The sequence below is a fragment of the Rhodohalobacter halophilus genome (assembly GCF_001715195.1).
Lineage (GTDB): Bacteria > Bacteroidota > Rhodothermia > Balneolales > Balneolaceae > Rhodohalobacter > Rhodohalobacter halophilus.
The window spans coordinates 60,561-74,303 of sequence record NZ_MDWE01000016.1 but is presented as its reverse complement, the minus strand read 5'-3'; the positions used below and the strand labels follow the sequence as shown (position 1 = coordinate 74,303).

10 protein-coding genes are annotated in these 13,743 nt (G+C 43.1%); 4 read left to right on the top strand and 6 right to left on the bottom strand.

Going from position 1 to position 13,743, the window contains the following annotated elements:
• Positions 1-122 precede the first annotated feature (122 nt).
• The gene (locus BG260_RS13895; protein ID WP_083750119.1) at positions 123-293 is read left to right on the top strand and encodes a PLDc N-terminal domain-containing protein; all 171 of its coding nucleotides are present in this window, start codon (positions 123-125) and stop codon (positions 291-293) included.
• 86 nt (positions 294-379) lie between these two features.
• Here the strand turns inward: BG260_RS13895 and BG260_RS05745 are convergent, their stop codons facing one another.
• The 6 genes from BG260_RS05745 to BG260_RS05720 all read right to left on the bottom strand — a co-directional run bounded on the left by BG260_RS05745 (position 380) and on the right by BG260_RS05720 (position 11,503).
• On the bottom strand, positions 380-1,450 hold the full coding sequence (locus BG260_RS05745; RefSeq protein WP_069131052.1) for a serine hydrolase domain-containing protein: 1,071 nt from the start codon (positions 1,448-1,450) through the stop codon (positions 380-382).
• A gap of 210 nt (positions 1,451-1,660) precedes the next feature.
• Entirely contained in the window at positions 1,661-3,478 is a 1,818-nt protein-coding gene (gene recD, locus BG260_RS05740; protein ID WP_069131004.1) for an exodeoxyribonuclease V subunit alpha, read from the bottom strand.
• Positions 3,478-7,086: an exodeoxyribonuclease V subunit beta gene (gene recB, locus BG260_RS05735; RefSeq protein ID WP_069131003.1), complete on the bottom strand. Its 3,609-nt coding sequence runs from the start codon at positions 7,084-7,086 to the stop codon at positions 3,478-3,480. Before recB ends, recD begins: the two co-directional genes overlap by 1 nt.
• A complete protein-coding gene (locus BG260_RS05730; protein ID WP_069131002.1) occupies positions 7,086-10,241 on the bottom strand; it encodes an exodeoxyribonuclease V subunit gamma in 3,156 nt (1,051 codons plus the stop codon). Before BG260_RS05730 ends, recB begins: the two co-directional genes overlap by 1 nt.
• A gap of 111 nt (positions 10,242-10,352) precedes the next feature.
• Positions 10,353-10,745 (bottom strand): hypothetical protein, encoded by a 393-nt coding sequence (locus BG260_RS05725; protein WP_069131001.1) that lies wholly within the window; start codon positions 10,743-10,745, stop codon positions 10,353-10,355.
• A gap of 5 nt (positions 10,746-10,750) precedes the next feature.
• The gene (locus BG260_RS05720) at positions 10,751-11,503 is read right to left on the bottom strand and encodes a ParA family protein (protein ID WP_069131000.1); all 753 of its coding nucleotides are present in this window, start codon (positions 11,501-11,503) and stop codon (positions 10,751-10,753) included.
• Between the two features lie 444 nt (positions 11,504-11,947).
• Between BG260_RS05720 and BG260_RS05715 the strand changes: the two genes are divergently transcribed.
• The 3 genes from BG260_RS05715 to galE are packed head-to-tail and all read left to right on the top strand — an operon-like array spanning position 11,948 to position 13,702.
• The gene (locus tag BG260_RS05715; RefSeq protein WP_069131051.1) at positions 11,948-12,316 is read left to right on the top strand and encodes a hotdog domain-containing protein; all 369 of its coding nucleotides are present in this window, start codon (positions 11,948-11,950) and stop codon (positions 12,314-12,316) included.
• Positions 12,317-12,319: 3 nt separating this feature from the next.
• Positions 12,320-12,667 (top strand): hypothetical protein, encoded by a 348-nt coding sequence (locus tag BG260_RS05710; RefSeq protein WP_083750117.1) that lies wholly within the window; start codon positions 12,320-12,322, stop codon positions 12,665-12,667.
• A gap of 18 nt (positions 12,668-12,685) precedes the next feature.
• Positions 12,686-13,702 carry a UDP-glucose 4-epimerase GalE gene (galE, locus tag BG260_RS05705; protein ID WP_069130999.1) on the top strand — a complete coding sequence of 339 codons (1,017 nt, stop codon included), beginning with the start codon at positions 12,686-12,688 and terminating at the stop codon, positions 13,700-13,702.
• Positions 13,703-13,743 lie beyond the last annotated feature (41 nt).

Sequence of the window (13,743 nt, the reverse complement as noted above, 5' to 3'; positions counted from 1 at the left end):
GCTGGGAATTTTCAATTCTGATTTAAACGGCTCGAAACCAAGCTTTTTAACAACTATTTGCAATCCCAATACTTCTTACTACATTGAAGGACTTTAACTTATAAACAAACCCTTCAAAGCTTATGGAAACTCTGGCCGGCATTATTGCCCTAATCTGTGCGATTTACGTAATCGTAGAAGTCTGGACCAAACAGCCCGGAATGGGAACCGGAGAAAAGGCAGTCTGGACGGTAGCTGCAATCTTTTTTAGCATCATCACAGCGATTGTCTACTACTTTATGAAGAAGAAATGACGCATGCTCCCTTACGGAGAAGAACTAACCTGCAATGTTACTACATCAAATCGACGCAAAAACCGCCTGAGTAATCCGGCGGTTTTTCAATTTCTACTTTTCCAGAGCAAATTTATCACTTTAAACATAAATCGTACGCACTTCTGTTTGTAAGATGAATGGTTGAAGTTTCCTATCAGATATATATCCAGTTTCGGATGATAAAACATAAATGCACCTGTTGCCCCCAACACTCCCCATGATTTTAATTTCTCAGGAATCAAGAGCGGAATCGGTTTCACCTGCCAGATCCCATATCCATATTCAAAATTCGGAAAGAGGTTTGCTTTATCAGCTTTCATCAAGTCGAGCGTTTCACCCGATACAATCTCCCCGTTTACCAGCGCTTTCATAAAAATTAACAGCTCTTCAGGAGGAGCCACGACTCCGCCTCCGGCATAATCAATACCCGAGAATCCCCTCAGATCATTCAACCGTCTTTTTTTGAAGTAAAAATCGGCCACCCGATCACTCGATTTTTTTCTTGGTTCAGAAACCTGAAGCATGAATGCGTGGTCCATTCCAAGCGGGTCAAAAATCATACTGCTTAAAACTGAATGAAAAGGAGCACCCGTCACCTTTTCAGCAATTAATCCAAGCAGGTGATAATTGGTGTCGGTGTAGTACGATTTTGTTCCGGGCGGAGCTGAGGGAGTAAGATTCTCCTTCGCCCATATGACCGCTTCTCTTGGTGTTATGTTAAAGTCCGGGTCAGCCAGTAATTTATCAAAGAGAGGATAGAAATTATCCGGCAAACCGGATGTTTGATTCAGCAGATGCCTGATCTCAATCTCACCGGAATAATCCTTTCCTTTGTACAGATGCAACTGTTTCATCAACTCATCATCCAGGTAACTGCTGATCTTATCATCAAACGATACGTCACCTCGTTCATGAAACTGACCAAAAATCGTCGCTGTAAAGAGTTTACCGCAACTGGCCATATAGTGTGGCTGCTGTGTACTTAAAGAAGAACTGTCTTTGGAACCATGGGATAGATTTATATGAATTCCATGAGATTCAGAATGCACCAGTAAAAAAGCATTTTTTACTTTCCGATCTCGATGAACCGTTTTAAGAAACTGAGTTTCAATCTTATTTTGTACTGTTTTATCCACACCGACCACCTCTATCAAATTTAAGGCACAAGACTCCATCAAATAAGAACGGAATATTTAAGTTATTCAATGCTTTACAAACAAACCATTCTGAACTTGTCCAGCCAACTCTTATAATTGAGATTTCTTGCAACTCCTATCTAATAAATTTGAATCATATCACAGCAGAATGATCGATCAGATTATGAAAAAACCTGATGCTTCAATAATCTATTCCACTAAATTCTTCAAACCGGTATATCTCACTGTTTGCCGGGATACTCCTTTCGCAAACAATCCCATCTCTCCATACAGGGTAAAGCTGTTCCTGGCGCGGGTAATAGCCGTATAAAGCAGCTCCCTCGTTAGTATCGGTGTATCCCGCTTAGGCAGAAGCAGATTGACGTGATTAAATTCTGAGCCCTGACTTTTATGAACCGTCAGAAAATAGGCAGGGGCATAATCGGTAAGGCGGCTTGGCTGCAGCTTCTTGATTTCCGATCCCGATTCCACATAGATCCGTAACTCGCCCGACCCATCATGCAGACAAACTCCCATGTCTCCGTTAAATACACCCAGCGAATAACTGTTTCGGGTAATGATAATCGGTCGGCCGTGATACCAGCCGTTTTCGGGCTGCACCGATCGCTGAAGTATCAGGATCTTCTCCACCAAACGGTTCAGCTCCCGGCTCCCTTCCGGCCCCCGCCGAAGCACCGTTAACCACGCCGATCGTTTCCAGAAGTCCAGTAGAGCTCTCTCATCCCGAATATTTTGTACCTCTTTTACCCTTTCGGCAAGATTTCCTGCCAGTTCCTCCAGCTTATCTCGGCTGAAATTAAACGTTTCACAGCTTAATTCACTACTCCCATCCATCACCGTTTTCATCCCTTCTGCGTCGGGTTCTCCCCTTTTAACTAACGCAGCCAGCTTTCCAATTCCACTTTCTGAATCGAACCGGTAGCTTTTAGTCAGATAGAGAACGGAATCACTCAATACCGACTGCTCCTTCAACGGAAGTTCTGTATCCGGCATTAGCTGTTTAATCAGTTTTGCAGTCTCCTTCAAAAATCCGTTTTCAGGCTTCCGACAGAGATCAGCAAATACGGATCCAGCTTCAACCGAAGCCAGCTGATCTTTATCACCCAGCAGAATTAACTGAGTCCCCTCCCCGATGTGTGAAATCAATCGGTGCATTAAATTCAAGTCAATCATCGACGCCTCATCCACGATGATCAGATCGTAGCGTAATTTTTTCTTTTCAGGATCGGGCAAAAGTCCGCCCCGATCCAGCCCGTAGAGCAGACGGTGAAGCGTTGCTGCATCATCCGGAAGTTGTGATCGCTTCTCCTCCGGCACATTCAGTTGATCCATTTCACGATACAGGGATTCTGCCATTCGTCCGGCGGCTTTACCCGTGGGTGCAGCCAGGGCAATCCGAAGAGGTTCATGACTACTCACCATTTTCATTGCCAAAATCTTTGCAACCGTAGTCGTTTTACCGGTACCGGGTCCGCCTGAAATAATCAAAAACGGTTTGATGAAAGACATTACCACGGCCACCTGCTGCCAGTTTGGCGATTCTTTATCCTCCTCAAACAGTGAATGGAAGAATTCGAACGGAAAATCCGGCGCCAATTGATACGACTTCTCACTTTTTGATGAAATCCAGTCGGCAATTCGATTTTCATACATGAAAAATCTGCGAACACTGATCTGATCGCCATGCAGAATAAAAGGCTTCTCCTCTCTGCCAATACCCACCAAGCGGCTTTTATCTAGCTCTGATCGATCAAATTTTTCAGCAGGCAACCCTGATGAGGCCGCACCATCCAAATCGAGATGTCCGACCCACTCTGCCGGTGACTGGCCGATCGGTAAACTCACATGTCCCGCCTTCAGGTAGAGTGACGTAAACACCGCAATTAACCGCTCTGTATCGGTTAGATTTCCATATTCAGCTTCGAGATATCGAACCAGCTCCTGTTCATAAAGTTCAATCCATCCGTCCGAAATACCGCTTCTATACCAATTAAAAAGTGTACTCATTACTTCACCTCCGCAGTCGTTGTAGTGGCTGTCAGATAGGTCTCAAGCCGGTCGATAATATCTTTATTCGGTTTAACCTTCCAAACACCCGACTCAGACCCTGCTCTCATTCCTCGCACGAAAAGGTAGGCCACACCGCCAAAATCTTCGTCATAATTAAAATCCGGAATACGAGTCTCAAGATATTTTTTCAGCGCTACTGTGTAAATATGATACTGCACGTCGTAATGGGCCGCTTCGATCTCCTGTTTCAACTTTTCAGGGCTGTAATCCTCAACCTGATCTCCCAGGTAGTTCGATTTGTAGTCCAGTATATAATACTTCCCATTTTGACGAATCGTGAGGTCGATAAATCCGGTGAGGTAATTCTGTACATCACCCTTTTTGATATATCCGGAGCTGCTTTGTCGGATGATGCTGAGGATTTCTTCCAGTTCCGTCTCTGATGATGGGAAATGGAACTCCATTTCACGGATTTCATCATCACGCCCCACTTCTTTCAATTTCAAATCCCCAATATCAGAAGCTGCTACATCCCGCATCATTTTCTGCAGTACGCCCGACCACTTCTGATCAAAATTGTACTGCTCCAATACCTGCTCCGCAATCGGAATCAGGTCGGTTTGATCGGCTGTGGCAAATTCAAAATCCTCATGTTCAAAAAGTTTGTGAATAGCGGTACCGGCAGTGGCTCCTTTGGGAAAGGTGAAAATAGTTCGTTCACCCATCTTCTTTTCATCTTCAAGAAATGATACGTAGTTGTCGAGAGTCTGATCATAATCCTGCTCACCCGTATCACCGCCATGTGTATTCAGTGATGAAAAACTTTCCAATCGCCTTCCGGCCGGTAACCTTTCCGGTCCGTTATACGGTTTAAACTCAGGAACCGATTCCAACTGCTCAACTAGCCTCACGGGTTTTTCCCTCTTCTGATATTCGGAAACCTTCTGTAAAGAAATGTACTCGGAATTCTTCCTGTGCAAGTCGCTAATCCTATCTATAAAAATTGTAGAACTAATATGCTTCTTATTATCCCCCAGTTTATTATCGATATTTTCATCAAGGAATATCTTCTCAAGAAGAATTCCACCCATTCCTGAAAGATGAGACTCTGAATGGCTTCCCCAAATAATCCGGCACTGATATTTGGCACGGGTTATCGCCACATACGTCTTCCTAACTTCTTCGGCAACCGACTCCATCATACTTTTTCTAACGGCTTCCTGACTGCCCTCTTTCCGAAAATCAACATTGATCTTCAGACGGTTATTCTCATCATGGTACTCATTAAATTCAGTCCCATTCTCTTTCCGGGTTCCTTCCCACAAATACGGACAAAATACTATCGGAAATTCCAGGCCCTTGCTGGTGTGCACAGTCAGAATTTTGATCAGCTTTTGATCGCTCTCCAGCAGCTGAGTTTTCTCATCGTCATCCTCAGCTCGTTTCATCTCATCCAGAAACCAGTGATAAAGTTCCCTCATGGAGAATGCATGCTCCTGCTCTGCCTTAGCACAGAGGTCGGCCAGATGAAAAAGGTTTGTCAGGACCCTCTCCGAATTCGGCTGTTCAGAAAAGTGATGAAGAGATTCGTACTTAAACAGCAGATGGCGCAGCATTGTGTAAAATCCCTGTTTGTACCAGATCTCATTCAGATGATTCAGTGTCTCAGAAAGGCGGACTATGAACTCATCACGATCCAGTTCACTGCTCAAATTCTCACCGTCAAACCCGAGAAATCCGGACACCAAAAGGTTGTTCATTTTTTTTCCGCTTTCCGGATCCATCACACTTTCCATCAATAGCTTAACACGTGTGGATTCGAATGATTCAAATACTTTTTCCCTGGAATAGGTGACCGCACTTAACCCTACTTTCTTCAGCTCCCGTTTTACTTTTTCTGCATCGCTGTTCCTGGAAACCAGGATGGCAATATCTCCGGGTCGTACCGCCCGCATTACCTCACTCTCCTCATCCATAATTTGCAAGCCGGAACTCTCCAGCATCTCACTAATCTCCGCAACAGTCTGATTCACAGCATAACTGCGCAGTTGATCCTTGTTCGATTGTAACGGTTCATACAACGTAAAATGGATCCCCGGAACCGGCTCACCATTTTTCATAAACTGCTCCTTAAGACCCTTTTTGCCTACACCTGATGGATTGTAGGTGATCTGCTCATCTAAAAAAGGATACTCACTAAATTCCAAAAGAGCATTGACTCCCTCAATAACTCCCTCCGAACTCCTGTAATTGTCCTGAAGTGTGTGTATGTCACCTTTTAATTCACTCTTGGCTTTCAGGTATGCATAAACATCTGCGCCCCGGAATGTGTAGATCGCCTGCTTGGGGTCCCCGATCATCAGCAGAGAAGAATCGACAGAGGTAGCCGGATAAATTTTGTCAAAAATTTCATACTGAATCGGATCGGTATCCTGAAACTCATCCACCAGCGCAACAGAGTATCGACTCCTCAGCTTTCGGGCGAGGAGATCCGGATTACTCCCAACGGTAAGCGCATCTCGAAGTTCTATTAATAGATCATCGTAACTATATGTCTCTGAATTTGATTTAAGTTTACTTCGCCGTTTTGTAATACGTTCAAAAGCTTCCAGAAGAATCGTAGTCTTCACTTTGTCGATATCTGAAATCAGCTCTGCATACTCGTCAGCCAGATCAAAAAAGTCACAATGTTGAGGTTTTTTTGTTCCCTTGCTTGTCAGATTTGAATCGTCGTCAACATAACTCCAGCAGAAATAGGTTAACTGTGAGATTACCTCACAATCTATGAGCGAAGTGCTGAGAAACTCATCCATCTTATTAATCCGACTGTCAGCATGCTGACTAAACCGACTAAGATCGTTGTCGTGAAATTCATTAACTATAAAATCTCTGTTCTCCTCCCAGCTCGTCTTCATTTTATCCCGCAGAGTTAAGACGCCAGTCAGATAGCCATCCACATCTTCCATCCTCTCTCCCTCAATCTCCGCATACGGCTTTTTGAAAAGATCGGTCAAAAATCGTTTCAATGTTTCCGGATGTATAGGATCATATCCATTTCTTTTAAAACTGTATAGCACTTCCAGTTTGTACTGACCAATTTCTGAGTCACTGTTTTCCGCTGTAAATTCTCTCCAGAAATCCTCTGTGGCCTCTTCGAGCTCGCTATCCTCCCGGGAGATCTCCGCATCAAAAGCTGATCCGGCCAGCAGCGCCTCCTCCTTCAAAACCTTCTGACAAAACCCGTGAATGGTGGAGATCAGACATTCATCAAAATTGAGAATCGCCTGGTTTAGAATATCTACAGCCCTTTCTCTATCATCCGTCCTTTTCACAAGTTCGGTGAGAAATGCATCCTCTGTATCATCCGCACCCAGTAACATCTTTTTAGCATTTCGAAGGGACTCCAGAACTCTCTCTCTGAGCTCTGATGCTGCTTTATTTGTAAAAGTTACAACCAGAATTTCATCCACTTTCAGTTCTCTCTCAAGCAATAGACGCAAAAAGAGCCCTACAATGGTGTAGGTTTTCCCGGTTCCCGCATTCGCCTCAATAATCGACCGCGCTTCCCACTTCAGATCATAAATTGATTCCAGCTTTTTCGACATTACTTCTCCTCCTTCATGTAGTGATGCATCTCATTCATCCAGGTTAAATAAGGCTCATCAACCATATCATCCGAGAATTCAATATTAGGTCCGTATAGGAGTTTAACTGAGAGCTTATCCCGTTCGGCAAATGGTGAGAACTCATTCCCTTCAAACTTAACCTTGGCTGCCGAAATGGCTTTTTCCTGATCCTTTTCAGGACTCTTTTCCAGATAATTCTGAATTACATTTGGGAAAAATTTTAATGGCTTGAAATCAAATTCGAGATATTTGGTTAAATATTTCTCAAGTATCTTTTCCGGCTCCTCTAACGAGCTAAAGACAAACACCCTTGGCTTTCCCTTTTTGAGCTCACAGATGAAGCGGGATTCACTTCTATTCTCCCTATCAAAAACCTGCCACACTAAATGGTTCAGCCACGCTTTAAAGAGATTGTCACCCCGGGCAGAGGATGGATTAATCTGCACCAAACCATTCTTCGAAAAATTCTCTATAGATCCATTTAAAATGTTACCCTTTATATGAATAGTTACTTCTTTATAAGATATTTCAGGGTCAATATTCAGATCATGTAAAACACTCAGCGCTTTGTCCACGGCTCCGCTCAATTCATTTAATATCTTTCGTCCGCCCCAGCCTTCCGGAAGAATTCCGGACTCCAGAACGACCGGCAAAATGGAATCGGAATTTATGCCGGACAATCGCCATGTGAAGATCTGAAGAAAAAGCAGGTGCTTCTCCAGGTTATTGAGTGCAAACTCGTCTCTCTCATCTTGCGGATCTCGCGGGCTTGCATCAAACTTATTGCGGAGAAACCAATCGGAATGCTTTGCATAGAAACTGATCAGGTCACGTAGCTCTATGTCTGATCCCGATCCCATCTCACCTTTTTTTGATATAAATTTCATGCCGCCAACTCGCTCCGCCGACTCTGCACCGGCTGATTTCATGGCTTCATGATAACGAGAGGAGTAGAATTTACCATTTTTAAACGCGTTGGGAGAAAATCCGGATATCGCTTCGTGCCTGATCCACTCCTCCTGCTTGAAACCGGTAATTCGGCTCAAATAATCAATCCATTCACTCACAACCGGCGACGGGGGCAGGTGTTCGTTATCCACCTTACTCTGGCCGATAAAACTGCAGTAATGCACCTTACCCGCTGCCATGACCGATTCCAGAAACAGAGCTTTATCCTCTTTCTTTCGATCTCGTTCCGTAATCCTTGGGTTTTGATTCATGAGGTCAAAATCGGGTGCATTCTGCATTCGCGGAAAACTCTCCTCATTCAGTCCAATCATCGCAATAACCTTAAATGGCAACCCCCTCACAGGTACCATACTGCTGAATGTCACTCCATCTGTAAACCTGGCGGACCTCCCGGACCGGTTTTCAAGCTCTTTTATCAATTCAGCCAGTATTACCCTAAAGGGCAGTTTATCGTTGATAACAGAATTTCTTATTTGCTCTCTAAGCGACTCAATGGCCGAATTCAGCACGTACCCCGCTCCGTCACTCATTAGTTTGTCAGAAAAGAGATTTACAGCCCATTTAGACAATAAATCACACCATTGCCCGCCGGGTTTAGGTGATTTCACCTCAACACGGCATTCTGCCAATAACCCAAAGAATTTCATAAATACAGCCCATCTTTCCCTGTCTGTGATCGATTGAATTCCATCATATCGGTCAAACCCAAGAGTGCCATTGTCGTGCCCCCCCATCAGATCACCGGCCCAAATTCTCTGAATGGCTCGTTGCCATGTATGAGTATTCTGTTCAGGCTGTCCCCACTCTCTCCGGTGATGATCATCAATTCCCCAGATAACATAATTCTCTTCCAGCCACTCTTTTACTTTCGCAGCATCCGACTGCGTCAGGTCAAACTTTTCTAAAATTGGTTTGGACTGAAACAGGTCAAAAACCTCATCAAACTGAAATCTTGACGTGAGCAGATTAAGAAAATCCAGAAAGGTGTTTTTCACCTGCATCGATTCCTGAATACCTGATGAAGGCGTGCGGTATGGAATGGCCGGAATCCCCTCCTCTTGCACACCGAACACGCCGTCGATCAACTTTTCGTAAGGCTCCAAATCGGGAGTGACCACCAGAATATCATCCGGTTTTAATGACGGATCGGATTCAAACTGTTCAAGCAAAAATTGGTGCAGAGTCTCAATCTCTCGCAACGGGCTGTGGCAGGATCGGATCTGAACGGTTGAATCAACGTCCGTGTGTTCTGTATCCTTGTCACTTAGATTCTTCGTAATACTGTTTTTTACCTTGCTGAGCAGTGTATCAGTTTTATATTCACGAAAATCCTGTTGCTCGCTATCTTGAATGTGTCGATACACTGAATCCACACTCAAAGTTTCGTCTGCAAGTGAGTTCAGAAGTGAACAGTCATAGGCTTCATGAATATTCTCAGTAACTCTGTTTTGAAACAGAAATACAGGATGATTTGCAGAGTAAATGTTTAGAAACCGAATAATGGAAGCCGGCATCAATCCGGGATTAAAAATAAAAAGCGGTGAATCGGCAAGATTTTCTCTTGACTGAAACTCCTTTTCAGCCATTTCAAACAACTTGGCTTTGTGATAAGCAACCGGTTTATCAAAAAGACGATGCCATTTCCGGTTCATCAACTGCCATAATTCCGCCTGCCACTGTTCATCACCCTTACCTTTTTTGCCACTATCCCATTTTAAAATCATTTCAGGCCTGTAGATCAGATATTGATCAAATACCGAGGCAAGCTGCCGGCTCAACTTCAATGTAGCAATCTCCCTCATATCATCACTTTGGGCAGAGATGTAGTTGTAGAGCCTGTTAAAGTTTTTAAGTACATCGGGATCACTCAACAGGCCAAAGAGAGTCCATTTCATCGGCTCAGGGTCTGAGGGCAAGACTTTTGGCAATTCGGGACAGACCTCCCGTATTCGCTTCCAGTGCCATTCAGCCGGCATCAGAAAACGGTAATTTGCAGCAATTCCCTGTTTCACGGATAGGTGAAGCTGTAACCACTTTGCTGTATCCCGGTTAGGAATCAATATAGTTTGTGACTGAATCGGATCACTCGGAGTGTGACTCTTCAGCGTTTCGGATAGATGGCCCGCAAGATTAGGTAGATGATTGCCGGTGATGTAAGAAACCATTCGCTCTCTGAGTTGACTGTTTGATGATCAACGGCAATGTAAGAATCAACAGTGACAACTTCTGTCACCCTGATGAAAAAGATAGGCTGTAAATTTTGACGAAAAGGTTTATCAATAACCTTTCTTAGAGATGAACCTCTCAATGGCATCGGTTACCACTGCAGAATAAGATCGGTTTATCTTATCAGAGAAGGTTTTTAAGCGATCAATCAGATCAACTTCAAGATAGTAGCTTGCCACTTTTTTCTTCGGAGCTTCCTCTTCTACCGGTTCGGGAACATCCCGCTCTACCAGGTGCTTGCTGATCTCTTCGTCTGTTTTTGGCTCTTCCCGGAATTTCCGTAACTCACGGTTAAGGCTGAACCCTTCCGGTTCACTGCCCACTTCCCGCAGTGACTCCCGCCTTTCACCCCCATTGATGTCAGGAATGAAAGAAAATTCCGATTCATCCACTTTGTGTTCCTGAAAAGGAAAGTGGCCGAGACTTTTTTTAGTAAGATTCATACCGGTTAGTGGCCATTTCTGATTTCTTTCGCAAGCATTTGATAGTCTTTGGCTCCGTTACTTTCACTGTCATACTCAAAAATAGTTTTGTGATGACTTGGAGCTTCCGCCAACGCTACGTTATCTCTAATAACGGTATTAAATACCTTGGATCCAAAATAATCCCGAATATGCCCCACTACCTCACGGTTCAGATTTTTTCGATTATCATAAAGCGTACAGAGAATTCCTTCCACTTTAAGATTCTTATTTAACCGTTTCTGAACGATTTGAATCACATCCATCAGTTTAGATAAACCGTGCAGTGCCAAATACTCCGATTGAAGTACAATGACCAGCTCATCTGCCGCAGTAAATGCATTCAGAGTCAGAATTCCAAGATTGGGCGGGCAATCGAGAAGAACAAAATCATAATCCTCTTTCACCTCATCCAGCGCATCTTTAAGCAGCATTTCACGAGCCGGCACATTGACCAACTCCATCTCTGCACCCGACAATTCAATCGATGAAGGGAGAATATCGAATGAGTTATGTTTTATGATCACTTCAGAAACATCCGCAGTTCCCTTCAATACTTGATACACATTTTTATCAATACGATTCGAATGGAGCTTTAATGAATAGGTAAGATTTGCCTGGGGATCCATATCCACGAGTAATACCTTATAACCCAAATTACTCAATCCGGCCCCGGTATTAATGGTAGTCGTGGTTTTACCAACCCCTCCTTTCTGATTTGTGAAAGCAATTTTTCTCATTGTACGTACGTCCGTAACGTTCACATTTAGTCTATTAGAAAGAGTAAGAAAGTGAATTTTTGTTACAAATTACATTAGCAATGATTAAAAAATAAAAAGGGCACCCGTTCAGAGCACCCATTTTGCCGTTATTTGATTGTCGATAGTACGTATTGGAGTTACACGATCAATATTAAGTTCAGATGTTAGTAGAATGTTAAGTTGATGTTAAGCTTAATAGAAAACTATAGATCAACTGATTTGACTATTTTTTGATCAACAATCGTAATATCTGTATGCCGGTGCGAGATCCAGTTAATAAAGTCATCGATTCAGTAATATTATTCTTAACTTTGCTGAGTCATATTTTTTAATCATGCACTTACAACTATAAATGGTTACTAAGTGAGTAACTTTAACAAAAATTTTTAAACCCATTGCATCATGCCTGAAATTTACGAAGGTATGCGTTTCTTCAGCAGAAAGTTGATTAAACCACAGGATCTAAATGCGCACGGCACCCTTTTTGGCGGGAGTGTACTGGCCTGGATTGATGAAGAAGCCGCAATTTATGTTATTTGCCAGCTTGGAAAGAATAATATCGCTACCAAATTCATGTCTGAAATTGATTTTGTCAGTTCGGCTCAACTGGGCGACATTATTGAAATCGGAATGGAAACGGTGAAATTCGGGACCACTTCCATCACTGTTAAATGCGAGGTCAGGCACAAGTTCACAAAAGAGACGATTATTCGGATAGATAAAATCGTTTTTGTCCATCTGGATAATCAAGGACGCCCTACCCCGCACAATATCAACAAACCTGTAAACTGATCAATGGCTAAACAAAGAAACTTTGTTGATGTTGGAATTATAAGAGAAATGCTCTACGACGATGATGGATACGTAAAAGAGTTTTCAAAAGCGTCAATTCAATCCTTTTCAGAATTTCAAACCAACTTTAAAGAGTCTGTACTCGCCCGGGATATGGAAGAGCTGCGACGTGCCGGCCATAAAATTAAACCGGTAGCAATGATGCTTAAACTGCAGCCGGTGATTGATATGTACGAAAAATCAAAAGATTATATCAAAGAGAACCGATCAACTGAAGAGCTTGCAGACCTCACAAATGAAATGGATGTCTATTGCGACCAGATCCTATCTGAGTTCAACGAGCTAATTTAAATAACTGTTTATCTATTTATGAAGACGATACTTGTTACCGGAGGAACCGGATTTATAGGAAGTCACACTGTATTAGAACTCTTAAAAGAGAATTATAAGGTTGTTGTGATGGACAACCTGTCTAATAGTAAAACCGAATCTCTGAAAAGGGTCCGGGAGATTACCGGTAAAAAGGCTGAATTTCATAAACTGGATCTTTTGGATGAAAACGGATTAGATGAATTGTTCTCAACGTACGATTTCGATGCTGTTATTCATTTTGCCGGATTAAAAGCTGTCGGAGAGTCCGTTGAGAAACCTTTGCTTTATTTTAAAAATAATATCTCAGGCACTGTAAACCTCTGTGAAGCAATGAATAGATATAGGGTAAAAAACTTGGTTTTCAGTTCATCGGCTACAGTTTACGGAGACCCTGAAAAGTCACCCATCCCTGAAGAGAGTCCGGTCACGTCCGTTAATCCATACGGGAGAACTAAACTCACGATTGAATACATTTTAAAAGACCTCTACGATTCTGACCCTGCATGGAATATTGCTTTGTTAAGATATTTCAATCCAGTTGGGGCTCACGAAAGCGGACTAATTGGTGAAGATCCCAATGGAATTCCTAATAATCTGATGCCATTTGTCACACAGGTGGCTGTGGGTAAACTCGATAAACTGCGTGTTTTTGGGGATGATTACCCCACTCACGATGGGACCGGAGTACGGGATTATATTCATGTTGTTGATCTATCCATTGGCCATTTGAAAGCGTTGGAAAAACTTGAGAGCAATCCCGGTGTGGTAACGTACAACCTTGGAACCGGAACCGGATCGAGTGTATTGGATGTAGTAAAAGCATTCGAGAAAGCCAATGATCTCGAAATCCCTTACGAGATTGCCCCCAGGCGATCAGGTGATGCAGCGATCTGCTATGCAGACCCAACTAAAGCTGAAAAGGAACTTAACTGGAAAGCTAAACGCAATCTGGTTGATATGTGCCGTGATGCATGGAATTGGCAACAGAATAATCCAAACGGATACGAAAGCTAAAGAAGATTTATGCTCTTTAGGTATAAGAAGCCCCCGGATAA